Origin of the sequence: Mesorhizobium comanense (genome assembly GCF_005503535.1) — a bacterium.
Classification (GTDB): domain Bacteria; phylum Pseudomonadota; class Alphaproteobacteria; order Rhizobiales; family Rhizobiaceae; genus Mesorhizobium; species Mesorhizobium comanense.
On record NZ_SCNN01000001.1, the window covers coordinates 446,700 to 469,121 of the forward strand.

Annotated in this window: 22 protein-coding genes; 12 read left to right on the forward strand and 10 right to left on the reverse strand. The window is 64.5% G+C overall.

All coding sequences use genetic code 11. From position 1 onward, the window contains the following. Window positions 1-82 precede the first annotated feature (82 nt). Window positions 83-343 (forward strand): hypothetical protein, encoded by a 261-nt coding sequence (locus tag FFS37_RS02100; protein WP_137929268.1) that lies wholly within the window; start codon window positions 83-85, stop codon window positions 341-343. 120 nt (window positions 344-463) lie between these two features. Further along, window positions 464-1,387, forward strand: a complete 924-nt coding sequence (locus FFS37_RS02105; RefSeq protein WP_137929269.1) for a DMT family transporter — start codon at window positions 464-466, stop codon at window positions 1,385-1,387. Here the strand turns inward: FFS37_RS02105 and FFS37_RS02110 are convergent. Continuing rightward, the gene (locus tag FFS37_RS02110; protein ID WP_137929270.1) at window positions 1,384-2,286 is read right to left on the reverse strand and encodes a phosphotransferase family protein; all 903 of its coding nucleotides are present in this window, start codon (window positions 2,284-2,286) and stop codon (window positions 1,384-1,386) included. The two genes, FFS37_RS02105 and FFS37_RS02110, sit on opposite strands and share 4 nt — an antisense overlap. 93 nt (window positions 2,287-2,379) lie before the next feature. Here FFS37_RS02110 and FFS37_RS02115 point away from each other — a divergent pair, with 93 nt between their 5' ends. Continuing rightward, window positions 2,380-3,012 carry a class I SAM-dependent DNA methyltransferase gene (locus FFS37_RS02115; protein ID WP_137929271.1) on the forward strand — a complete coding sequence of 211 codons (633 nt, stop codon included), beginning with the start codon at window positions 2,380-2,382 and terminating at the stop codon, window positions 3,010-3,012. Between the two features lie 122 nt (window positions 3,013-3,134). Here the strand turns inward: FFS37_RS02115 and FFS37_RS02125 are convergent, their stop codons facing one another. Together FFS37_RS02125 and FFS37_RS02130 are read right to left on the reverse strand one after the other, a co-directional pair. Then, on the reverse strand, window positions 3,135-5,588 hold the full coding sequence (locus FFS37_RS02125; protein ID WP_137929272.1) for a GcvT family protein: 2,454 nt from the start codon (window positions 5,586-5,588) through the stop codon (window positions 3,135-3,137). Then, the gene (locus FFS37_RS02130; RefSeq protein WP_137929273.1) at window positions 5,585-6,472 is read right to left on the reverse strand and encodes a phosphotransferase family protein; all 888 of its coding nucleotides are present in this window, start codon (window positions 6,470-6,472) and stop codon (window positions 5,585-5,587) included. Before FFS37_RS02130 ends, FFS37_RS02125 begins: the two co-directional genes overlap by 4 nt. 455 nt (window positions 6,473-6,927) lie before the next feature. On the opposite strand from FFS37_RS02130, the gene FFS37_RS02135 reads away from it, so the two are divergent. Then, entirely contained in the window at window positions 6,928-7,704 is a 777-nt protein-coding gene (locus FFS37_RS02135; protein WP_137929274.1) for a DeoR/GlpR family DNA-binding transcription regulator, read from the forward strand. A gap of 11 nt (window positions 7,705-7,715) precedes the next feature. On the opposite strand, the gene FFS37_RS02140 is transcribed toward FFS37_RS02135, so the two are convergent. From FFS37_RS02140 to FFS37_RS02155, 4 genes are all read right to left on the reverse strand, one after another. Beyond that, a complete protein-coding gene (locus FFS37_RS02140) occupies window positions 7,716-8,615 on the reverse strand; it encodes an NAD(P)/FAD-dependent oxidoreductase (protein ID WP_137929275.1) in 900 nt (299 codons plus the stop codon). Continuing rightward, on the reverse strand, window positions 8,605-9,054 hold the full coding sequence (locus FFS37_RS02145) for an RrF2 family transcriptional regulator (RefSeq protein ID WP_137929276.1): 450 nt from the start codon (window positions 9,052-9,054) through the stop codon (window positions 8,605-8,607). Before FFS37_RS02145 ends, FFS37_RS02140 begins: the two co-directional genes overlap by 11 nt. Window positions 9,055-9,129: 75 nt before the next feature. After that, window positions 9,130-10,485, reverse strand: coding sequence for a sensor histidine kinase (locus FFS37_RS02150; protein ID WP_137929277.1), 1,356 nt, complete (start codon window positions 10,483-10,485; stop codon window positions 9,130-9,132). Window positions 10,486-10,495: 10 nt separating this feature from the next. Continuing rightward, window positions 10,496-11,170, reverse strand: coding sequence for a response regulator transcription factor (locus tag FFS37_RS02155; RefSeq protein WP_137929278.1), 675 nt, complete (start codon window positions 11,168-11,170; stop codon window positions 10,496-10,498). A gap of 299 nt (window positions 11,171-11,469) precedes the next feature. Between FFS37_RS02155 and FFS37_RS02160 the strand changes: the two genes are divergently transcribed. The 8 genes from FFS37_RS02160 to FFS37_RS02205 all read left to right on the forward strand — a co-directional run bounded on the left by FFS37_RS02160 (window position 11,470) and on the right by FFS37_RS02205 (window position 19,749). Next, window positions 11,470-12,069 carry a class I SAM-dependent methyltransferase gene (locus FFS37_RS02160; RefSeq protein ID WP_137929279.1) on the forward strand — a complete coding sequence of 200 codons (600 nt, stop codon included), beginning with the start codon at window positions 11,470-11,472 and terminating at the stop codon, window positions 12,067-12,069. Next, a complete protein-coding gene (locus FFS37_RS02165; protein WP_137929280.1) occupies window positions 12,066-12,683 on the forward strand; it encodes a DedA family protein in 618 nt (205 codons plus the stop codon). Before FFS37_RS02160 ends, FFS37_RS02165 begins: the two co-directional genes overlap by 4 nt. A gap of 72 nt (window positions 12,684-12,755) precedes the next feature. Then, window positions 12,756-13,667, forward strand: a complete 912-nt coding sequence (locus FFS37_RS02170) for a LysR substrate-binding domain-containing protein (RefSeq protein WP_137929281.1) — start codon at window positions 12,756-12,758, stop codon at window positions 13,665-13,667. 213 nt (window positions 13,668-13,880) lie between these two features. Further along, window positions 13,881-15,035 (forward strand): ABC transporter substrate-binding protein, encoded by a 1,155-nt coding sequence (locus FFS37_RS02175; RefSeq protein ID WP_137929282.1) that lies wholly within the window; start codon window positions 13,881-13,883, stop codon window positions 15,033-15,035. Between the two features lie 182 nt (window positions 15,036-15,217). Then, on the forward strand, window positions 15,218-16,216 hold the full coding sequence (locus tag FFS37_RS02185; RefSeq protein ID WP_137929284.1) for an ABC transporter ATP-binding protein: 999 nt from the start codon (window positions 15,218-15,220) through the stop codon (window positions 16,214-16,216). Window positions 16,217-16,433: 217 nt separating this feature from the next. Further along, window positions 16,434-17,399 carry an ABC transporter permease gene (locus tag FFS37_RS02195; protein WP_137929285.1) on the forward strand — a complete coding sequence of 322 codons (966 nt, stop codon included), beginning with the start codon at window positions 16,434-16,436 and terminating at the stop codon, window positions 17,397-17,399. Continuing rightward, the gene (locus FFS37_RS02200; protein WP_137929286.1) at window positions 17,389-18,204 is read left to right on the forward strand and encodes an ABC transporter permease; all 816 of its coding nucleotides are present in this window, start codon (window positions 17,389-17,391) and stop codon (window positions 18,202-18,204) included. The genes FFS37_RS02195 and FFS37_RS02200 overlap by 11 nt, the downstream gene beginning before the upstream one ends. A gap of 117 nt (window positions 18,205-18,321) precedes the next feature. Then, entirely contained in the window at window positions 18,322-19,749 is a 1,428-nt protein-coding gene (locus FFS37_RS02205; protein WP_137929287.1) for a gamma-aminobutyraldehyde dehydrogenase, read from the forward strand. 137 nt (window positions 19,750-19,886) lie between these two features. On the opposite strand, the gene FFS37_RS02210 is transcribed toward FFS37_RS02205, so the two are convergent. The 3 genes from FFS37_RS02210 to FFS37_RS02220 all read right to left on the reverse strand — a co-directional run bounded on the left by FFS37_RS02210 (window position 19,887) and on the right by FFS37_RS02220 (window position 22,233). After that, entirely contained in the window at window positions 19,887-20,201 is a 315-nt protein-coding gene (locus tag FFS37_RS02210) for a hypothetical protein (RefSeq protein ID WP_137929288.1), read from the reverse strand. 7 nt (window positions 20,202-20,208) lie between these two features. Beyond that, complete coding sequence (locus FFS37_RS02215; RefSeq protein WP_137929289.1) at window positions 20,209-20,571, reverse strand: nuclear transport factor 2 family protein; 363 nt, start codon at window positions 20,569-20,571, stop codon at window positions 20,209-20,211. Window positions 20,572-20,676: 105 nt separating this feature from the next. Then, a complete protein-coding gene (locus tag FFS37_RS02220; protein WP_137929290.1) occupies window positions 20,677-22,233 on the reverse strand; it encodes an alpha/beta fold hydrolase in 1,557 nt (518 codons plus the stop codon). Window positions 22,234-22,422 lie beyond the last annotated feature (189 nt).

Genomic DNA, 22,422 nt, shown 5'->3' on the forward strand with positions numbered 1-22,422 from the left:
GCTGTCTGCATCAAATCGCCCGCTTCGTCTTCGTCGCGAATAAGTTTACAAAAAACCTCCACTTTAATCCGAGGAGGTTTTCATGTGGCGCAAGGCAGTGACGGTGACGGTGCTGGCGGTGATCTGCGCCGGCTGTACGGCGATGTCGGCGCAGGATCGGCGTGCCGCCGATGAGGCAAAGTGCCGGTCCTACGGGTTCCTCAAGAAGAACGACGCGTTCGCCGAATGCCTGCAGCGCATCGATCTCGATCGCCGCGCCGAACTGAGGAGCATGCCGACCTTCGATCCCTGGGACCGGCCGGTGATCTATCGGCCGATCATCGTCAGGCCGCAGCCGAAGTAGCAAAACCGGCGAGAGCCAGCCGATTTCTGGCCCTGGCCTTGCGCTTTTCCGGTTTTCTCCTCGTCAAAGCCGCCGCTTCCGTCTACGAGGCGGCTCGGGCAAAGAGGAATCGGGATTGGCATGACGCAACCCGTGACGCGGAACTTCACAATCAGGAACGCGCTTCTGGCCGGTATCTTGCTGATGCTGGCGGGCGACTTCATGTTCGCTCTCAACGATGCGATGGGCAAATGGCTGGTCGCCAGTTTCTCCGTTGGCCAGGTCGTGCTGATCCGTTCGATTGGTGCCTTCATCGTGCTCGGTCCGATGATCGCCAATCAGGGCGCCGGCAGACTGTTCCGGATGGAACGGCCCGGGCTGCAGATCCTGCGCGTGGCGGCGACGACGCTGGACACCGCTTTGTTCTATGCCGCCGTTGTCTATCTGCCGCTTGCCGACGTGATGAGCTTCTACATGGCCGGGCCGATCTATGTGGCCGCGCTGTCGCATTTCCTGCTGGGTGAAAAGGTCGGCTGGCGCCGCTGGCTGGCGATCCTGCTCGGCTTCTGCGGCGTGCTGATCATGCTGAAGCCATCGTCCGCCGCATTCTCCCTGTCGTCGAGCTTTGCGCTGGTCGGCAGCATCGCCTTCGCCTTCGCCATCATCCTCAGCCGGCGCTTGCGCGGCACCAGCGACACCAATCTGGTGACCTGGCAGACGATCGGCACGCTGCTGGTCGGCGGCGTGCTGACCATTGGCACCTGGCAGACGCCTTCGGCGCTCGATTTCGGCGCCATGCTCCTGCTTGGCGTCGTCTCCTGCGCGGCGCATCTGATGATCACCAGGGCGCTCAAGCTGGCGCCGGCCTCAACGCTTGCGCCGCTGCACTACACGCTGCTCTTGTGGGCCGTGGTGTTCGGACTGGTGTTCTTCGGCGACGTTCCCGGCCCGCGCATCCTGATCGGCTCCGGCATCGTCGTTCTGGCCGGCCTGTTCATCTTCCACCGTCAGAAGGTGGTCGACACCACGGTGCCGCCGGAGAACGTGCCGAAGGGTGTGAACTAGCCCTCGCGTACCGCAGCCAGGTGCCTTGAAAAGTCCGGGGTCTCCATCAGCGCCTTGCAGCGGGCGAAACGGCCGTCGGCATAGGCCCGGAAGTCATCGGCCGGATTGTTGTTGGCGAGCTGGATCAGCCCCCACAGCGTCCACAACAGGTCGCACATCGCCTTGTAGATGACGACGCGGCCGCGCTCGGCCGGCCTGGCTTCGCCGCCGAAATAGGCGCGCATCATCTCTTCATCCTGGACGGCGTCGAACTTGCCTTCGACGCTCAGGTCGCCGAGATCCCAGAGCGGGTCGTTCATGCCCGAATATTCCCAATCGACGATCCACATGCGTTCGCCGGTGTCCAGGAAGTTCTCGCAGAGCGGATCGCAGTGGCAGGCGACGAGAGGCAGCGGGTGCGCGGCAAGGGCTGCGCGCACGCCGCCGGCCTCGCGCACTACGTCATGATAGCCGGCGGGCAGGGCAACCGCCTTGGTGGACAGCACCTTGAGATAGTCGTCGATCATCGCGAACAGTTCGAAGCGGAAGGGGAACACCGCGCCGGACGCGTGCAGCTTGCGAAAAGCCTCGCCGGCGCGCGCCGGACTGCCCGGCCTGTCGCGGAATTTCTCCGGCGACATGGTCTCGGCCCCCTCGATATAGCGTGTCACCATCAGGCCGGTGGCGGCATCGGCATGCAGCACCTCAGGGCTGACGCCGGCTGTCGCCGCTTCGCGCGCCGCGACCGCTTCATTGGCTCGGTTGATGTATTCCTCCGTGCCCTTGCCAGGAATGCGCAGGCAGAAATCGCCGGCCTTGAAGACAAGGTTGGTGAGGCCGCCAAGCCGGTCGAGCGGCCCTGTATAGCCGGCCAGCACCGGAATGGCGGCCAGTCTTGCCCGCGCCTCGTCTGTCGTCATGCTCCGCGCCCCCACGCCGTTATTTCTTTGCCGCAACGGTTCCACAATTTTCCCCGTTTGGCTATCATCCCCGCCAGACAAAGGGATTGGGCAGTGGCGGACAGCAAACATCAGGGCGCGCTCGGCGAAGTCTACGCGGCCAAGCGGCCCGAAGAAGTGGCCGCACTTTATGATCGCTGGTCGCAAACCTACGACGCCGACATGTCGGCCGCCGGCTACCGCCACCCGACCATCTGTCTTGCTCTGTTGGCGCGCCATCTGCCGCGCGGCGCTGCCCCGCTGCTCGACGCCGGCGCGGGTACCGGGCTGATCGGCGAATGGCTTGATATTGCCGGTTATCCCGATGTCGAGGCGCTCGACATTTCGCGAGGCATGCTGGATCAGGCCGCGCGCAAGGGCGTCTATTCGGCGTTGCATTGTCAGGCGCTTGGCGGCGACCTGCCTTTTGCCGATGGCGCCTATGCCGGCATCATCTCCGCAGGCGTGTTCACATCGGGCCATGTCGGCGCCGAGGGGCTGGATGAACTGATCCGCATCTGCCGGCCGGGCGGGGTGATCGTGCTCACGGTCAAGAACACGCTCTGGGATCACGGCTTTGCCGCGCGCATCGCCGAGTTGGAGGCGCAAGGCCGGATCACCCGCATCGAGGAAACGCGCCCTTACGTCTCCATGCCCGGCGAGGCCGACACCGTGCCCAGCCGCGGCCTCGTGCTGCGTGTGAACTAGAGCAATTCCAGGAAAAGTGTGAAACGGTTTTCCCGGGAGAAGCGCGAAGCGCTTCCCCTTGGGAATTGCGTAAAAACAAAGAGTTGGAGTTGTTCAACGATTCCGTGAAGCGTTGAACGGCTCTAGGCTTTCACTCTCTCGGCTTGCGGATCGTACATCGGCGCGAGATGGATCCTGGCCGGCGTCCGCTCCATCGCCACGACGAGTTCGTAGCTGCCGGTGGCGAGAAAATCATCGCTCACACCATCGGCGTTGCGCACATAGCCGTAGCCGATGTTCTTGCCGACCGTGTAGCCGTAGCCGCCGCTGGTCAGGTAACCGACCGGTTCGCCATTGCGCAGGATGGTCTCGCGGCCCACGAGCACGATTTCGGGATCGTCGACCGTGAAGCCGGCAAAGCGCTTTTTCAAGGCAGCGCCGCTGGCCTTCTCCAAAGCGCGCCGTCCGACGAAATCGGTGTTTTTCCGGAGTTTGACCGCCCAGCCGAGCCCAGCCTCCTGCGGCGTGTCGTTGGGGGTGATGTCGGAACCCCAGGCGCGATAGCCTTTCTCGAGACGTAGCGATTCCAGCGCCCGGTAGCCGACCGGCCGGATGTCGTGCTTCCTGCCGGCGGTCATCAAGGCATCGAAGACTTCGCCGGTGGCGGCGATCGGCACATGCAGTTCCCAGCCGAGCTCGCCGACATAGGTGACGCGCAACGCCCGGACCATGTGGCCGGCAATGGTAATTTCGCGGACATGGCCGAACGGGAAGGCCGCGTTCGACGCATCCGCATCGGTCACATCGGACAGCACGTCGCGCGCGAGCGGCCCCATCAGCGACAGCGTGCCGAAATTCTCGGTGACGTCGGTCAGTTCCGCGTCGAGTCCTTCGCCGATATGGTCGCGGATCCAAGAGGCATCATGCGTGCGGAAGCCCGTACCGGTGACGATGTAGAATGTCTCCTCGGCCAGCCGCGCCACGGTCAGGTCGGCCTCGATGCCGCCGCGTGTGTTGAGGAGTTGCGTATAGGTCAGCCGGCCGGCCGGCTTGCCGACGTCGTTGGCGCAGATCCAGTCCAGCGCCTTCACCGCGTCGGGGCCGGTCAGTTCGTATTTTGCAAAGGACGATTGATCGAAGATGCCGACCTTCTCGCGCACATGCCGGTGTTCGTCACCGACGGCCGTGAACCAGTTCTGCCGGCCCATCGAGTAGACATCCTGTGGTTCGACGCCTTGCGGCGCGAACCAGTTCGGCCGCTCCCAGCCGAGTTTGGAGCCGAACACGGCGCGATGTCCCTTCAGCCTGTCGTAGAGCGGCGAGACGATGCGCGGCCGTCCGCTCGTATATTCCTCATGTGGGAAGCCGATCGTGTAGTGCTTGCCATAGGCCTCCAGCGTGCGCTCGCGCACCCATTGACGGTCACGGTGCAGGCTGGAGAAACGCCTTATGTCGACCACCCAGAGATCGAGCGGCGCCTCGCCGTCGACCACCCATTGCGCCAGCACCCAGCCGGCGCCGCCGCCCGAGGCGATGCCGAAGGCGTTGAAGCCGGCGCCGACGAACATGTTGGAACATTCCGGCGCCACGCCGAGGATGAAATTGCCGTCCGGCGTGAAACTCTCCGGCCCGTTGATCATCTGCTTGACGCCGACGGTTTCCAGCGCCGGCACGCGCGCGATCGCCTGGCTCATATGCTGTTCGAAATGGTCGTAGTCGTCGTCGAACAACCGGAACTCCCAGTCGTTGGGAACGTCGCCCCCGGGGAGATCAGTCGTCCAGGCCTGCGGATTGGGCTCATAGCCGCCCATCACCAGGCCGCCGACCTCCTCCTTGAAGTAGGTGCGCCGGTCCGGGTCGCGCAGCGTCGGCGCGTCGGTCGCCAGCCCGTCGATCTTCTGCGTGATGATGTACTGGTGCTTGACCGGCTGCAGCGGCACGTTGATGCCAGCCATCGCGCCCACTTGCCGCGCCCATTGTCCGGCGCAGTTCACCACCTTGTCGCAGGCGATGTCTCCCTGGCTGGTCTTCACTTTGGTGATGCAGCCGTCCTTCATCTCGAAGCCGATGACGCGCACATCCTCGTAAAGCCTGGCGCCATGCATGCGCGCGCCCTTGGCCAGCGACTGCGTGATGTCGGAAGGGCTCGCCTGGCCGTCGGTCGGCAGCCAGGAAGCGCCGACGAGATCGCCGGTTTCCATCAAGGGCCACATCGCCTTGACCTCGGCCGGCGACAAAAGCTGCATGTCCATGCCGAAGCTTTTTGCCGTCGTGGCCAGCCTCTTGTATTCGGTCCAGCGGTCGGCGTTGGTGGCGAGCCGCAGGCAGCCGGTCATTTTCCAGCCCGTTGCGAGCCCGGTCTCGGCCTCAAGCCCCTTGTAGAGGTCGACGGAATATTTGAGCACGCGGGTGATCGAGGCCGAGGAACGCAATTGCCCGACGAGGCCAGCGGCGTGCCAGGTCGAGCCGGAGGTCAGCTTGCCTTGTTCCAGAAGCACGACGTCGGCCTTGTGGTCGCGCGCCAGATGATAGGCTGTCGAACAGCCGATGATGCCGCCGCCGATGACGACGATCGCGGCCCGGTCAGGCAAGGTCATGGTTTCAGGATCCCGTATTTGGTCCGGTAGTTGTCCAGCGCCGCATCGAGCCGCGTCAGGTTTTCCTCGGTGTAGGCGACGTAATCGATGCCCGGCGCGTCGAGATAGAGTTCGGACACCATGCTCCACATCGCCTCGCGCAGCAGCGAGGCGCATTGCATGGCGGCGTGCGAGCGGCGGATCGCCTCGTCCGGCTCCTTCACGAAATAGGCGGTCAGGAAGGCGAAGGATTCCTCATCGCTCATGCCGGCGTTCGAGGCCACGCCGGCGAGATCGAACATTGCCGTGTTGAAGCCGGCATATTCGAAATCGATCAGCCACAGCTTGCTGCCGTCGTCGAGGATGTTGGCCGGCAAAAGATCGTTGTGTCCGAAGACGATCGGCAGCAGTTTCTGGGCCCGCTCCAGTTCGTCCGCCAGCGCCAGGAAACGGGGCAGGTCGGCGCGCTTGCGGCTGCCGCCTTCCTCCAGCGTGCGCGCATAGTCGCGGATGACATGGAACACCCAGAACATGAAGCCGGCGCCGGAAATGTGGTTCGGCATGTCCCGATGGAAGCCGCGCATCAGGGCCGCGACGCGGCCAAGGTTGGCGCGCACGTCTTGCGCCTGATAGGTCCTGGCGCCGAGAAATGCCGTCACCAGAATGCCGGGTTCGGCATAGTGGACGGCCGGAGCAAAGCCCGCGGCATGCGCGGCGCGCGCGGTCATCACCTCGCGCTCGCGGAAGACATGGTGGAAGGGATAGTCCCTGCCGAAACGCACGACATGTTTGCCGGCAGTGTCGGTGACGACATAATTGGCATTGCTCAGCCCGCCTGGAAGTGGCGCGATCTCGATGCTGCCGGTCCAGCAGGGCAGGGCGCGGATGCGGTCTTCTGCGGTCATCGATCGGCCCCCTGTCGACCAGCGTCCTGCCGGCTTGGACATCGGCAGCGCCGCGCCGGGAAGGCGAGCCGTTGCGACGAATGCTCATCCTGGTGAAGATCTCGTCGGCGCGGCATGCCGGATCGGTATCCCGCGTCGCGCCGACGAGTCCCATGTGCCGGGCTCTTCGAGGCCGGCATCCGCCCCCGCGGATCGAAAAATTCCTTTCGCCCCTGCGCCGGACGCTCTCCAGGCCCTTGGGCGTGCAAATTCAAATGCGGCTCTGCCATCATTCTCCCGTGGCAGTACGTGCCTGACACACGTCCAATGTCACGCCACGCAACATCAGATGTCAACGGGATTCTGTGGCTTTTTCTGCTTTTATGACCGGTTGATGGCAAGATTTCTTGTATTGCACGGAGGTTTTGCCTTAGAAGCGGTCAACTGTTTCGCGACGATGCGACCGGAAGCACCCAATGACCCATTCGAAACGGCATGGCGAAATCCTGCGGCTGCTGCAGGAAGAGGGCACCGTCACCATCGCCAGCCTGGCCGACCGGCTGGGCGTTTCGCTCGAAACCGTTCGCCGCGACGTCAAGCCCCTCACCAGCGACGGCTCGGTGCTCAAGATGCATGGCGCTGTCGGGTTGCCGTCCATGGTCGGCGAAGCGCCGTTCGAACGGCGCATGCGGGAGAATGCCGACGCCAAGCGGCTCATTGCCCGCATGGTCGCCGCCACCATCCGCGACGGCGAATCGATCATGCTCGACACCGGCACCACCACATCGTTCCTGGCGCGGGAACTGCTCGGCCACCGGCGCTTGACCGTGGTCACCAATTCGTCCGACATCGCCCGCACGCTGGCCACCGTCAACGGCAACAAGGTCTATATGGCCGGCGGAGAACTGCGCAGCGATTCCGGGGCCGCCTTCGGCGCTTCGGCCATCGAGTTCGTCAGCCGCTTCTCGGTAAGCCATGCGGTCATCTCGACCGGCGCCGTGGACGCTGTCACGGGCGTGATGGACTATGATCTGGAAGAGGCCGAATTCGCCCGCATGGTGCTGTCGCGCGGCCAGCGCTCGCTCGTCATTACCGACCATACCAAATTCGGCCGCCAGGGCCTGGTCCAGGTCTGCGGCTTCGAAGGCTTTTCCGAGCTCGCCACCGACCGGCCGCCGCCGCGCGATATCGGCGCCGCGCTTTCACAGGCCGGAGCCCGGCTCAGCATCGCCGGCGGCGAGGCCCGGTTTTAGTCGAGCAGATTCTAGCCGAAGACGAGCGACTGGTGGGCGCACACGCCCGCGAAGGCGCCACCCGACACGGCAAAGGCGATGTTGTGCATCGCGCGTGCCGCGTCCCCCGCGGCATAGACGCCGGGAACCGTCGTCTGCTGCCTCTCGTCGACTGTGATCACCGGGCCGAGCATTCCGTCCGTGAAGCCGCAGCCGAGCTGTTCCGCCAGCGGGCTCGCCATCTGGTTGCGTGGCGCCGTGAACATCGCGCGGACACCAGCCTTTCGGCCGCCGTCGAGATGCACCATCAAGCCGCCGGAGCCGTCCTCCCTGAGCTCGCTGACCGCGGCGGGCTCGAACCGGATGTTCCTGCGCTCCAGCGCCTGCATCTCCTCGGCGTCAGGCTCGATCAGTCCGTTGCCGAACAGTGTGACGTCGCCCCAATCGGAAATCAGCTGCGCCTGATGCAGGGACATCGGGCCTGTCGCGAGCACGCCGAGCGGCCCGCCTGACACTTCGTAGCCGTGGCAGTAGGGGCAGTGCAGCACGGTCCTGCCCCATTGCCCGGCAAGTCCCGGAACCTCCGGCAGGATATCGCGCACGCCGGTCGCCAGCACCAGTCGCGCGGCGCCGAATGTCTCCTGGCCATCGGTGGAGATTTCGAAATCGCTGCCGCTGTTGGCGACGGCCTTGTCCGCGCGCGCCGTCACGATCCTGGCTGTCGGATAGGCCAGCAATTGCCGTCTTGCCTCGTCGAGGATGGCGTCGGGTGCGCGCCCGTCCTGCCCGAGAAAGCCGTGCGAATGTTCGGCGAAACGGTTGCGCGGCTGGCCGGCGTCGATCACCAGCACCTTGCGGCGGGCCCGCGCCGCCTGGATGGCGGCGGACAGGCCGGCGAAGCTGCCGCCGACGACGGCAAGATCATATTGCATGGCTGGAAACTCCAATGAGGTCGTAACGGCGGCGGAAGTCGGCGGTCAGGTCGGCCAGCGTGATGCGGCTGAGCTTCTCCGCCAGCAGCCTTTCGGCAGCGATGCGGAAATCGTCGAGCACGGCGATCACCGCTTGCTCGACCAGGCATCCCGGGCTTTCCGGCTCGGTGCTGAACGGTAGCAGCGTTTCGCCAAGGGCAGCACTGATCTCGGCCAGCGAGATGGCTTCTGGCGCTCGCCCGAGCAGCCAGCCGCCGCCATGCCCGCGTGACGAAGTGACGATGCCGGCGTCGCGCAGGCCCGCTATGGTGCGGCGCACCACCACGGGATTGGTGTGGATGAAGGTCGCAAGCTGCTCGGAAGTCAGTGCGTGCCCGGGCTCCTCGGCCATGTGGACGAGAATGTGCAAGGTGGAGGAAAGCCGGCTGTTGCGCTTCATGTAACTTAATTAGTTACGATATGCGCCGGCGTCAAGGATTGATGAAAGAGGCTCGACCTGTTGGAACCGGGACCTCTACGACGTGCGGAAGGTCAGCCTGAAGCAGGCGCCGGTCGGATTGCCGTCGAGAATTTCGATGCGTCCGCCATGCATCTGCATGATCTCCTGGACAAGGTTGAGGCCAAGGCCCGCGCCGTGATCCATCGGGCGCAGCCGGTAGAAAGGTTCGAAGATGCGTTCCCGTTCGGCCGGCGGCACGCCGCCGCCTTCGTCTCGGACCTCGATGGTGGCCGGGCGGGCGACGCTTAGCGTGATCTTGCCGGTGCGGCCGCCATGCTCGATGGCGTTCTGGACCAGATTGGTCACGGCGCGCTCGATCGATGTCCGGTCGCCGATGGCCTTGAGGGCTTCTTGTTCGGGTTCGAACGCCATTTCATATCCGGCCGAGAAAGCCATCGGCGCAAGGTCGACGATGACGCCGCGCGCGATCGCCACGAGGTCGACGCTCTCGAAGGATGAGGACTGCCGGTCGAGGCGCTGCAGGTCGAGCAATTGGTCGGTCAGCGTCGAAAGCCTGGCCGCGTCCTGCAGCAGCCGCGCCCGCTCTGGGGTCGGCGGCAGCGAGGCCAGCCGCGTGTTGAGGATGGCCACCGGCGTCCTGAGCTCATGCGCGGCATCGGTCAGGAAGCGCTTGTGGCGCTCATAGCCCTTGTCCAGGCGCGCAAGCGCGGCATTGACCGCGTTCACCAGCGGCGTGACTTCCTTGGGCACGTCCTTCAGCGGCAGTTGCACGCCACGCTGGTCGATGTCGATGCGTTCGGCCTCGGCGGCGGCATGGCCAAGGCCCGAAAGCGCGCCGCGCACCACCCAGGGCGTCGCGAACAGCGTGGCCAGCGCCATCAGTCCGGCCAGCGGCAATATCCCTTGCAGGAAGAATTGCGGCGCTTGCCCGAGCAGGCGCAGCAGCGAAAGCCCGCCCTTGGTGCCGCTGAAGATCTGGACGTTGCCGGCCGCCGTGTCGGTCCAGCGGATTTTTCCATCCGGCGGCGCGGCCTCCCCGATCGCGTGGTCGATCCGGGCGTCGCTGATAATGTCGAGCAGTCCGACGAAAGGCTGGAAGATGGCAGGCACCGTGCCCTCCTGGAGCCGCTGCCCCTGCTTGTCGCGGATAATGAACCACAGGTCCGGAACGCCGGATCGCAGCCTCGTCAGGTCAGGCGTTTCGTTGAGGACAAGCTTGCCGCCGGCATCGCGTGCCACCGCGTCGGCCAGCACATCCATCGTGCCGTCCTCGTAATCGTGGGGAATGAGGCCGGTGGCGAGCAGGGCGCCGAGAATGCCGACGATGATCAGCGTCAGCATCGCGCATTGCAGCAAGGCAATACGCAGCACCAAACTCCATTTGAGCGAACGCGGGCGCCTTATACTCATGGCTTGAGGCTCATGTCGTTTCACGCAAGAGGTAGCCCACACCGCGAATGCCGTTGATCGTCACCCCGGCATCGGCGTCGGCAAGCTTGCGGCGCAGGCGCGAGACATGGGTGTCGAGCGCGTTGGACTGGATCTCGTCGTCGAGGCCGAACACGGCCTCCATCAGCGCCTCGCGCTGCACCATGCGCCCGGTGCGTCGCATCAGCGCTTCCAGCACAAGCAGTTCGCGCCGCGGCAGGCTAAGCGGCTCGCCGCCGATCGATGCCTCGCGGTGACCGACATCGAGCACGAGATGGCCGGCGCGGATGAACTGCGACTGCATGGGCGCCGGACGTCGGAGCAGCGCGCGCAGCCGGGCCAGCAATTCCTCGAAGGCGAAAGGCTTTGCCAGATAGTCGTCCGCGCCCCTGTCCAGCCCGTCGACCTTGTCCGAGATGTCGCCTTTCGCCGTCAGCATCAGCACGGGCGTGGTGTTCTTGCGGGAGCGCAGCCTCGGTACCAGCGACAGCCCGTCGCCATCGGGCAACTGGCGGTCGAGCAGAATGGCGTCGTAGCTGTCGGCGGCAACGAAGCCTTCGGCCTCGAGCAGCGAGCCGGCATGATCGACCACCATATCGTGGCGCTTCAGCGCGGCGCGCAGCGCCGAGACCATTTCAGGCTCGTCTTCGACCAGCAAGATACGCATCCACGGTTCCTTCTTGGCGGCTCTCCGTCAGGCCGCGCTACAGCGCCAACATTGCGCAAACATGGCAAAACGCGCCAGCCAGCCGCCGGAAGTCTTTTCTGCCCGGCCGTCATGTTGCGCAATGTCTATGCAATCCAGCCGCTCCAAACAGCCCCGGTCGGTATGCAACCGCCAGCATGCCGGCCCCAAAGGCGCCGGACCCGGACATGGAACCGATTCCGGGTCCGGCGCCGAAGTCGAGAAATTCCAACGGCCGCGCCGATCCGCAGGATCGCCGCGGCCCAGCATTGAGGTTGGCTATGTCTGCAAATGATGCCTTGTCGTTTCTCATGGCGTGGACCGTGGCGCCGTTCAGGATCGGCTCCGTCACGCCGTCCAGCTCCACCCTGGCGACATTGATGACGCGCGACATCGGTCCCGAGACCGGCCCCGTGCTGGAGCTCGGACCTGGAACCGGCCCGTTCACCCGGGCACTGCTGGCGCGTGGAGTAAAAGAAGAGAACCTGACGCTGATCGAATCCGATCCGGATTTCGCCGCGCTGCTCAAGCGCCGCTTTCCCTCGGCGCGGATCTTCGAAATGGACGCTGTCGGCCTGCGGCATCTGTCGCTGTTCCCCGGGCCGGTGGTGGGTGCCGCCGTCAGCGGGTTGCCCTTCCGGCTGATTTCGCCGCGCAAGACCTTGGCCATCCTGGAAGGTGTTTTCGCGAACCTCCGCCCCGGCGGGGCGCTCTATCAGTTCACGCTCGGCCGGCGTTCCCCCTTCGACCAGTCGCTGCTTGACCGGCTCGATCTCGAAGTCACGCGGGTCGGCCATACCTTCCGCAATTTCCCGCCGGCGACGGTCTATCGCGTCTCCAGAATCAAGGGGCTCAAAACCTATGATTGGCGCGTCTCGTGACCGGTCCGCTCTCTGCCGTCCTCGGCCTCGGTCTGTTCGGTGTCTTCTGCCTCGCCTTCACCGAGAAGATCCTGCCTGTGCCGCCCTCGCATGTGCTGCTGCTGTTCCTCGGCATGACGGCGGCGCCTGACGAGGCGACATTGGCGATACTGCTCATGGTGACGACGCTTGCCTCCTTCGCCGGCTGCCTTGTCTGGTATGCCGTCGGCCGTCGGATCGGATTCGATCGTGCCGACAGGCTGATCGAGCGGGTCGGCAGATACATCTTCCTTCGACCGGCGACCTATCGCAGGCTTGGCGAGGCCTATCGCCGAAATCATATCCGGGTGTCCCTGCTGGCGCAGTTCATCCCGACAGTGCGCAATTATCTGCCGATCGCCGCGGGAGCGCTCTGCCTGCCGGCCCTGCCTTTCGCCCTGGCGACGTTGCTCGGCGCCGCTGTCTGGAATGCGGGCTTTCTTCTGACCGGCTATCTCCTGCATGGTCGCGGTCAGGATTATTTCACCGTGGGGTTCCGCATCATCGTCATCGTCGTGGCTCTGGAAACGGTTTTCATGCTCGCATTGCGCTATGGCGGCGCGTGGCGGCGGCGCATCAGGCTGGTGTTCGGCTGAGCCGATCACCAGCGGCGGGATAAGCCCGGCCGCCGGCTTTCTTTCCGGTTCGCGGCGGTGTTTAGTCCGCCCATGGCCTTCACCATCCGCCAGTTGCAGTTCTTCGTCGCCGTGGCCGAGCAAGGCACGGTGTCGGGCGCCGCGCAGAACCTTTCCATCTCTCAATCGTCGGTCACTGAAGCGATCAAGGAACTGGAAAGCGATCTCGGCGTCGAGCTGTTCGAGCGCCATCCGCGCGGCCTCAACATCACCCACAAGGGGCACCAGTTCCTGCGCCACGCGACCAAGATCCTGGCCGATGTGTCCGACGCCCGCCGTTCCTTCTCCGGCGAACAGGCCGTGGCCGGCGGCCGGCTGCAACTCGGCGTCACCTCGCTGGTTGCGGGCTATGTGCTGTCGGACCTTCTTGCCCGCTATCGCCGCGCCTATCCGGGCGTCGACGTCTCCGCCATCGAGGACAATGGCGACTATCTCGAACATCTGCTGATTGGCGGCAAGCTCGACATTGCCGTCATGGTCACTTCCAACCTGCGGGACCGCACCGCGCTGCAATCCGAAATCCTCGAGGTCTCGGCCTATCGCCTGTGGCTGCCGCTCGGCCATCCGCTGGCCAGTGCCGACATCATCGGCATCGGTGACATCGCCTCCGAGCCGCTGATCATGCTGACCGTCGACGAAATCGAGGAGAACACCGGCAAGCTTTTGACGGCGATCGGCGCCAGGCCGCATGTCGCCTTCCGCACCCGCTCGGTGGAAGCGGTGCGCAGCCTGGTCGCCACCGGCGCCGGCGTCGCGCTGCTGCCCGATCTCGTCTACCGGCCCTGGTCGCTGGAAGGCGACCGCATCGAATCGCGCGACATTTCCGGCTCCTTGCCGGTGGTGCAGGTCGGCATGGTCTGGCGGCGCGGCTCCGGCCTGCCGCAGGCCGCGCGCGATTTCATCGGCCTTGCCCAGTCGCAGCGGACCGTCCGGCAACGTGCCTGATCCGGTATATCGATATATCGGAAAAACCGATATCGCCTTTCTGATAAATGAATTTGCGAAACCGGATTTTTCCAAGCACCTTCCATTTCAGGGACCAAAGCCGCCATCAGAGCGGCACCGGATCCATAGGACGAACTGACAGTTTTTTCAGTCCGCGCATGATTGGCGAAACCCGGGCGGTTTCGGGATCAGCGCCAAAATGGGAGATCGATGATGAATTCATTCCTGAAGTCATGCACTGCGCTGACGGTTGCGCTGACCTTCTCCGGTCAGGCCGTTGCCCAGGTCAAGGAACTCGGCAAGGGCGAAGGCCAGGTCAACATCGTTGCCTGGCCCGGCTATATCGAGCGCGGCGAGACAGACAAGGGCTATGACTGGGTCACCGCCTTCGAGAAGGAAAGCGGCTGCAAGGTCAACGTCAAGACCGCCAACACGTCGGACGAGATGGTCTCGCTAATGAACGAGGGCGGCTTCGACCTCGTCACCGCTTCGGGCGATGCCTCGCTGCGCCTCGTCGCCGGCAAGCGCGTGCAGCCGATCAACACCGATCTCATCCCGAGCTGGAAGAATGTCGACGACCGGCTGAAGGACGCGCCCTGGTTCACCGTCGACAAGGTGCATTACGGCGTTCCCTACCAGTGGGGCCCGAATATCCTGATGTACAACACCGAAGTGTTCAAGGAAGCGCCGAAGAGCTGGAACGTGGTCTTCGAGGAGATGAAGCTGCCGGATGGCAAGTCCAACAAGGGCCGCGTCCAGGCCTATGACGGTCCCATCCATATCGCCGACGCCGCCAACTACCTGATGTTCCACAAGCCGGAACTCGGCATCAAGGATCCCTACGAACTGAACGAAGACCAGTACAAGGCCGCCCTTGAGCTGCTGCGCGTCCAGCGCACGCTGGTCGGCCGCTACTGGCATGACGCCGCCATCCAGGTCGACGATTTCCAGAACGAAGGCGTCGTCGCCTCCGGGTCCTGGCCGTATCAGGTCAACACGCTGGTCGCCGCCAAGAAGCCGATCGCCTCGACGGTGCCGGAAGAAGGCGTCACCGGCTGGGCTGACACCACCATGATGGAAGCCGACGCTGCGCACCCGAACTGCGCCTATATGTGGCTCGAGCATTCGCTGGCGCCAAAGGTGCAGGGCGACGTCTCGGCCTGGTTCGGCTCGCTGCCGGTTGTGCCCGCCGCCTGCAAGGGCAACGAACTGCTCGGCGAGGAAGGCTGCAAGACCAACGGCTACGACAATTTCGACAAGATCAAGTTCTGGAAGACGCCGGTCTCCAAATGCGCCACCCAGAACGACCAGTGCGTGCCTTACTACCGCTGGGTGTCGGACTATATCGGCGTCATCGGCGGGCGTTAAACTCCAAGGGCTGGCGCTGCCCCTCACCCTTACCCTCTCCCCGTGAAGAACGGGGAGAGGGGGGCGTCAGCGCGGGAGCTTCTCCCTTCTCCCCGTCACTATACGGGGAGAAGGTGCCGGCAGGCGGATGAGGGGCAGCACTGCCGCTCCGAATTGAAAAGCCTGACAGATCAGGACAACCCATGACCTCTGCCGTTTCCTTCAAACAAGTCTCGCGCCATTTCGGCAGCGTTCGAGCGGTCGACGCGGTCGATCTCGACATCGCGCCGGGCGAATTCTTCGCCATGCTCGGGCCGTCCGGTTCGGGCAAGACGACATGCCTGCGGCTGATCGCCGGCTTCGAGCAGCCGACGGCGGGGTCGATCTCGATCTTCGGTGAGCGGGCGGAGGGCGTGCCGCCCTATCGGCGCAACGTCAACACCGTGTTCCAGGACTATGCGCTGTTCCCGCATCTCAATGTGCTGGACAATGTCGCCTACGGGCTGATGGTCAAGGGCGTCGGCAAGGCCGAGCGCCACAAGGCGGCCGAGGAAGCGCTGTCGCTGGTCAGGCTGCCCGGTTACGGCGCGCGCCGCCCAGGCCAGCTTTCCGGCGGCCAGCGCCAGCGTGTCGCGCTCGCCCGCGCGCTGGTCAACCAGCCCAAGGTGCTGCTACTCGACGAGCCGCTCGGCGCGCTTGATCTGAAACTGCGCGAGAACATGCAGGAAGAGCTGAAATCGCTGCAGAAGGCGCTTGGCATCACCTTTGTCTTCGTCACCCACGACCAGGGCGAAGCTTTGTCGATGGCGGACCGCGTCGCGGTGTTCAATGACGGCAGGATCATGCAGATCGGCACGCCGGAGGACATCTATCAGCGGCCAAGGACGCGCTTCGTCGCCGACTTCGTCGGTTCGTCCAACGTGCTGCCGCCGGATTTCGTCCAGCGCTATTCCGGCCAGCACCGCTGGGGGAGTCTCAGGCCTGAATCCATTCGCGTTTCAAACGCAACCAGCGGCGACGGCGTTGCCGCGAAGCTCATCGGAACCAACTATCTCGGCGCCACCACAAGGCTGGCGCTCGATGCCGATGGGCTGAGGCTCCACGCCGTCGTGCCGGCGGGAACGGCGCTGCCGGCGGAAGGCGAGGCGGTGATGCTGACGTTCAACCGTGAAAGCCTCCACCTGATGGACGAGCCGGCATGAGGAAGGTCAGCGCGAAGCACCCCCCTCTGTCCTGCCGGACATCTCCCCCGCAAGGGGGGAGATTGGCTGTCGTCGCCGGCTTCGCCAATTTCCGACGTTGCAGAACTAGCGCGGCAGAAAAGCTGCTGATCTCCCCCCTTGCGGGGGAGATGTCCGGCAGGACAGAGGGGGGTGTGAAGGAACGCGGCCTCATTGATCCAATCGCCACGGTCGCCCCATGACGTCAGCCGCGGTTCAATACAATCCCACCCCTGCCATCCTGCCCGGCAAAGGCGGTATGCGCGGCGCGCTGTCGGACCTCTTCTGGCGCCGGCCGAAACTGCTTCTGCTGCTGATGCTGCTGCCGCCGGTACTGTGGCTCGGCATCGTCTATATCGGTTCGCTGTTTGCCCTCTTGGCGCAGAGCTTTTTCTCCATCGACGAGTTTTCCGGCCTCATCAACCGCCAGTTTACGCTGAAGACCTATGGCGACCTGTTCCAGCCCGCCAATCTCGACATCATCCTGCGCACGGTGACGATGGCGGCGCTGGTGACGCTGGCCTCGGCGATCGTCGCTTTCCCGATCGCCTACTACGCCGCGCGTTATGCGAAGGGGCGCTGGAAGGCGCTGTTCTACCTCGGCGTCATGCTGCCGCTGTGGTCGAGCTACCTGGTCAAGGTCTATGCCTGGAAGCTGATCCTCGCCAAGGAGGGCATCCTCACCTGGCTGTTCGGCAAGCTCGGCCTGTCCTGGCTGCTCGACGCCTGGCTCTCGCTGCCGATTGTCGGCGGCAACTCGCTGTCGGTGTCGTTCACCGGCACCTTCATCGTCTTCGTCTATGTCTGGCTGCCCTTCATGATCCTGCCGGTGCAGGCAGCGCTCGAGCGCGTGCCCGGCAATCTGGTCGAGGCCTCGTCCGACCTCGGCGCCTCGCCGGGGCAGACCTTCCGCAACGTGCTGTTCCCGCTGGCGCTGCCCGGCATTGTCGCCGGCTCGATCTTCACCTTCTCGCTGACCCTTGGCGACTACATCATCCCGGCCATCATCGGCACGTCGCGCCTGTTCATCGGCCAGGCCGTCTATTCGCAGCAAGGCACGGCCGGCAACATCCCGCTTGCCGCCGCCTTCACCGTGGTGCCCATCGTCATCATGGGCTTCTATCTCTGGGGTGCCAAGCGCATGGGGGCCTTCGATGCGCTCTGACCGTGGCCAACGTGCTCCGCTCGGCCTGAAGATCGCTGCCGCCTGCGGCCTGCTCTTCCTGCATCTGCCGATCCTGCTGATCTTCGTCTACGCCTTCACGACGGAAGAGAAGAGTTTCGTCTGGCCGCCGCCGGGGCTGACCACGCAATGGTTCGCCGTCACCTGGAACCGGCCCGATGTCTGGCAGGCGCTGTCGCTCTCGGTGCGCGTCGCCGCCATCTCGACCGCGATCGCGCTGGTGCTGGGTACGCTGTGCGCCGCAGCCGTCTCGCAGACACGTTTCTTCGGCCGCGAGACGATCTCGCTGCTGGTTATCCTGCCCATCGCGCTGCCCGGCATCATCACCGGCATCGCGCTACGATCGGCCTTCTCGCTCGCCGACATCCCGTTCTCGTTCTGGACCATCGTGCTCGGTCACGCCACCTTCTGCGTGGTCGTCGTCTACAACAATGCGGTGGCCCGCTTCCGCCGCACCTCAGGCTCGATGATCGAGGCTTCGATGGATCTCGGCGCCGACGGCTTCCAGACGTTTAGGCATGTCGTGCTGCCGAACATAGCCACCGCGCTGCTCGCCGGCGGTATGCTCGCCTTTGCCCTGTCCTTCGACGAGGTCATCGTCACCACCTTCACCGCCGGCCAGCAGCAGACCGTGCCGATCTGGATGCTGGAGGAACTGATCCGGCCGCGCCAGCGCCCGGTCACCAATGTCGTGGCCATGGTGGTGGTGCTGGTGACGCTGCTGCCGATCCTGTTTGCCTATTACCTGACCCGCGACGGCGACCAGATCGCCGGTTCGGGCAAATGAGAACAGTGAGTGGTGAGTAGGGATTAGCGAATAGGGAAATCCGCGACCGAAGCCTGCTCATCACTGACCACCAACTACTCACTATTCACTACTCACTTCTGTTCAAGGAGGAAGCCAATGGACACCCAGATGCTGATCGGCTCGAAATTCGAGAAGGGCACCGAAACCGAGGAGCCGATCCTCAATCCCAAGACCGGGGCGACCATTCTCAACCTGCCCGAGGCGAGCCAGATACAGATCGAAGCAGCTGTCAGTGCCGCCGAACAAGCGTTCGTCTTGTGGTCCCGCACCACGCCGGCGCAGCGCTCGGGCTATCTCCTGAAGATCGCCGACCGCATCGAGGCCGAGGCGAAGGAATTCGCCACCCTCGAGGCGCTGAACTGCGGCAAGCCGATCAACGCGGTGCTCAATGACGAAATACCGGCGATCGTCGATTGCTATCGTTTCTTCGCCGGCGCGGTGCGTTCGATGCCGGGCGTTGTCGCCGGCGAATATCTGCCCGGCCACACCTCGATGGTGCGGCGCGACCCGATCGGCATCGTTGCCTCCATCGCGCCCTGGAACTATCCGCTGATGATGATGGCCTGGAAGCTGGCGCCGGCGATCGCCGGGGGCAACACGGTTGTCTTCAAGCCATCCGAACAGACACCGCTGACGGCTTTGAAACTCGCGAGGGTTCTTGCCGACGTGCTGCCCGAAGGTGTCGTCAATGTCGTGCTTGGCCGTGGCGACAGCGTCGGCAACACGCTGATCAATCACCCCAAGATCAACATGATCTCCATCACCGGCGATGTCGCCACCGGCAAGAAGGTGCTGCAGGCGGCCGCCAAGTCGGTCAAGCGCACGCATCTGGAACTGGGCGGCAAGGCGCCGGTCATCGTCTTCGACGACGCCGATCTCGGCGCCGTGGTCAACGGCCTGCGCGCCTTTGGCTATTACAATGCCGGCCAGGACTGCACCGCCGCCTGCCGCATCTATGCCGGCAAGAAGATCTACGAGAAGCTCGTCGCCGATCTCTCCTCGGCCGTCTCGACCATCAAGTACAATCAGCCTGACGACACCGAAAACGAGATCGGTCCGCTGATTTCGCGCCGCCAGCGCGACCGCGTGTCGAGCTTCGTCGAGCGCGCGTCCGAACTGAAGCACATCGAGATCACCACCGGCGGCAAGCCGGGCGATGGCACCGGCTTTTACTACCAGCCGACGGTCGTCGCGGGCGCCTTGCAGGAAGACGAGATCGTGCGCCGCGAAGTGTTCGGCCCGGTCGTCTCGGTCACCCGCTTCACCGACGTCGACGAGGCGGTGAACTGGGCCAATGACAGCGACTACGGCCTGGCGTCGTCTGTATGGACGAAGGATGTGTCTCGCGCCATGTCGACCGCGGCGCGCCTGCAATATGGCTGCACCTGGATCAACACCCACTTCATGCTCACCAACGAGATGCCGCATGGCGGGCTGAAACAGTCCGGCTACGGCAAGGATATGTCGCTCTACGCGCTGGAGGACTACACCGCCGTGCGGCATGTGATGGTTGCGCACGGGTAGCGATTTCTCTTCTCCCCGTTCACGGGGAGAAGGTGGCCCGAAGGGCCGGATGAGGGGCAGCGCTGACGTCTGCGAGGTTGGCTCAGCCCCTCATCTGCCTACCGGCATCTTCTCCCCGTAAACGGGGAGAAGAGTTGTTACTCCACGATGCGATAGATGGCCCACAGGCTGGTGCCCGAAACCACATAGGGCTCCAGCTCCTTGCCCCATTTGGCGTGCGCGTCGATCTTGCCGATCTTGGCGAAGAATTCTTCCAGCTGCGCAAGCGTTTCGACCTGGTGATGCGTTTCGATCGTCGCCTCGCGCGCGCCGATCGAACCGGTCATGATCTGGAATTTCAGATCCGCGATACCCACCTGCGAGCCGATCTCGCGCTCCCATTTGCGCATCAGCTCGAGCACGGTCTGCTTGTGTCCGAACTTGGCGTCGATCTGCCATCTGGCGCTGAACATGGCGGCCTCACTCGTCCCAGGCCTGCACGACAGTCTGCCGTGCGATCAGGCCGTTCTTCAGCTCCAGCATCGCGGCGCAGAACACCTTGGTGCCATCCGGATAGGCGCAGGCCTGGGTGAAAGCCAGATTGTCGCCGTCGGCGATCGTGGTGTCGACCTTGTGGGTCATGGCCCGGCTGCAGATGTCGTCCCAGAACGTCGTGATCGCCGCGCGGCCACGGACCTCGCGCGGCTTGCTCGGCGGGTTGTTGCGGTCGATCACCCGAACCAGCGCGTCATCGGCATAAAAGCTCGCCAGCATCTTGCCATCACGGCCTTCGATCGCCTTCTTGATCGCCGCGCCGTTCACGGCCTGGGTCTTGGTCAGCATCTCATCCTCCGTTCGCAGCGCCTTCCCGGCGATATCCGCCCGGCCTGCATGGGGCAATTGATAACCCTGACGCCGGCGTGCCCGCTTCGCCCGAAAGCGCCATGGCTATGATGGCCCGTCCGAGCCAGCGTGCCGGGCCGAAAATGCCGCCGCCGCCGCTCGCGATGGCAGGTCGAGCTTGAGCAGTATGTTGGCGACATGGCGCTTGACCGTGTGTTCGCTCAGCCTGAGTTCGGCGGCGATCGTGGCATTGCTCTTGCCGTCGGCGATCAAATTTACCACCTCGCTCTCGCGCGTCGTCAGGCAGGCCGGCTCCGTCGCCTTGGCCTTGGGGCGGCAAGCCGGCTCCAGATGCTGCTCGGACATCGCGAGCACTAGCGCCAGCGGCTCGTCCAGTTCGTCGACGCCGATGCGGCCGGCGTCGGTGAAGTGGAGCCCTGAGCCGGTTGCCAGGTCGGCGACGAGCCGCGACGCCAGGATGTCGCCACGCCCGGCATGCGTGGCCAGGCGCATCGTCACGCGGCCCGTCAATCCGCTCGGTGGCCCGCGCAATTCGATCTCGCCGACATGCACGCCCTGCGCGCTCGACACGCCGATCTGCTGCGCTGCTTCACGCAGCGCCGCGGCGCAGCGCAGCGCGCGCCCAGCCCCATCGAAGCGTGAAATCATAGTCTCGCCACGCATGTCCACGCAGCGCCCGCCATGGCGTCCGACCAGTGTCCGCCACGTTTCCTGGAAACGCTGGCTGCGTTCGTTCCACATCCGGTCGCCAAGCCGCGCCGTGTCGTAGATGCGCGTCACCAGAAGCACCGCCAGCACGCGTTCGGCTTCCGCCACGGCGCACGCCCCTGTCAGGAATTCCTCGATCAGGTCGGCCACCCGGTCGACATCGCCGGTCCAGATCGGATGGTCGCGTCCCGGGATTTCCGCCAGCCGCGCATTCGGGATGTTCCTGGCCAGGAAGCGGCTGGCGTCGGGATCGACCCGGACATCGTTGCGGCGATGGATCAGCAGCGTCGGCGCGCCAATCGCGCCGAGCACGCCACGCACGTCGATTTCCGCGTTCATCCGCGCCAGCGCCGCCGCCGCGGTCGGGCTCGCCGACAGCCGTTCGAAGCGCGCCCACCAGGTCGAGAACCTGATGTCATCCACCCGGCCCGGCGCGAAATTGGGCAAGGTGGCGCCGGTGCCCCAGGCCGTGTCGGCCGTCGCGATGAAGGCGTTGAGACGTTCGGGCGACATCACCCATTTGTGGAAATGCGCATAGCCGCCATAAAGCGCCAGCGCGCGCGTCCGCTCCGGATAGGTGGCGGCGAACAGCATCGCCATGGGCGCGCCCTCGGAGGCGCCGAGCAGTGCGGCCCGGCCGCTGCCGGCCGCATCCATCACCGCGCGCACATCGTCCATGCGGGTTTCGAGGCTCGGCAAGTGATGGACATCGACGCGGTCGGAAAGACCCGTGCCGCGCTTGTCGAACAGGATCAGCCGCGAGAACGCCGAGAGCCGCTTCAACAGCCTTGTGTAGCCCTCGTCTTCCCAATGCAGGTCGAGATTGGAGATGAAGCCTGGGACGAAGACGAGATCAAGCGACCCCTGGCCGACCACCTGATAGGCGATCCGCACCTCGCCGCTGAGGGCATATCGGGTCTCGATCGGCCTCACGAGTTTCTTCCGCCCGGCCTGACGATTTCTGATCGTCAATCATAGCAGAGCCGCGTCGCCTAAGGCAGATTAAACTTTAGCGAAACGGAATATAGCCCGTACCGCTCGCCGCCCAGAGCAATTCCAGGAAAAGTGTGAGCGGTTTTCCGCCCGGAATTGCGTGTAACAGATAGATAGAGCGGTTCGCCA

Coding starts and splice junctions, on each gene's coding strand:
- FFS37_RS02185 (WP_137929284.1), top strand. CDS start 15,218: ATGACCTCTGCCGTTTCCTTCAAACAAGTCTCGCGCCATTTCGGCAGC.
- FFS37_RS02140 (WP_137929275.1), bottom strand. CDS start 8,615: ATGCAATATGATCTTGCCGTCGTCGGCGGCAGCTTCGCCGGCCTGTCC.
- FFS37_RS02105 (WP_137929269.1), top strand. CDS start 464: ATGACGCAACCCGTGACGCGGAACTTCACAATCAGGAACGCGCTTCTG.
- FFS37_RS02155 (WP_137929278.1), bottom strand. CDS start 11,170: ATGCGTATCTTGCTGGTCGAAGACGAGCCTGAAATGGTCTCGGCGCTG.
- FFS37_RS02130 (WP_137929273.1), bottom strand. CDS start 6,472: ATGACCGCAGAAGACCGCATCCGCGCCCTGCCCTGCTGGACCGGCAGC.
- FFS37_RS02215 (WP_137929289.1), bottom strand. CDS start 20,571: ATGCTGACCAAGACCCAGGCCGTGAACGGCGCGGCGATCAAGAAGGCG.
- FFS37_RS02175 (WP_137929282.1), top strand. CDS start 13,881: ATGAATTCATTCCTGAAGTCATGCACTGCGCTGACGGTTGCGCTGACC.
- FFS37_RS02150 (WP_137929277.1), bottom strand. CDS start 10,485: ATGAGTATAAGGCGCCCGCGTTCGCTCAAATGGAGTTTGGTGCTGCGT.
- FFS37_RS02195 (WP_137929285.1), top strand. CDS start 16,434: ATGACGTCAGCCGCGGTTCAATACAATCCCACCCCTGCCATCCTGCCC.
- FFS37_RS02125 (WP_137929272.1), bottom strand. CDS start 5,588: ATGACCTTGCCTGACCGGGCCGCGATCGTCGTCATCGGCGGCGGCATC.
- FFS37_RS02110 (WP_137929270.1), bottom strand. CDS start 2,286: ATGACGACAGACGAGGCGCGGGCAAGACTGGCCGCCATTCCGGTGCTG.
- FFS37_RS02135 (WP_137929274.1), top strand. CDS start 6,928: ATGACCCATTCGAAACGGCATGGCGAAATCCTGCGGCTGCTGCAGGAA.
- FFS37_RS02170 (WP_137929281.1), top strand. CDS start 12,756: ATGGCCTTCACCATCCGCCAGTTGCAGTTCTTCGTCGCCGTGGCCGAG.
- FFS37_RS02160 (WP_137929279.1), top strand. CDS start 11,470: ATGTCTGCAAATGATGCCTTGTCGTTTCTCATGGCGTGGACCGTGGCG.
- FFS37_RS02210 (WP_137929288.1), bottom strand. CDS start 20,201: ATGTTCAGCGCCAGATGGCAGATCGACGCCAAGTTCGGACACAAGCAG.
- FFS37_RS02100 (WP_137929268.1), top strand. CDS start 83: ATGTGGCGCAAGGCAGTGACGGTGACGGTGCTGGCGGTGATCTGCGCC.
- FFS37_RS02205 (WP_137929287.1), top strand. CDS start 18,322: ATGGACACCCAGATGCTGATCGGCTCGAAATTCGAGAAGGGCACCGAA.
- FFS37_RS02145 (WP_137929276.1), bottom strand. CDS start 9,054: ATGAAGCGCAACAGCCGGCTTTCCTCCACCTTGCACATTCTCGTCCAC.
- FFS37_RS02200 (WP_137929286.1), top strand. CDS start 17,389: ATGCGCTCTGACCGTGGCCAACGTGCTCCGCTCGGCCTGAAGATCGCT.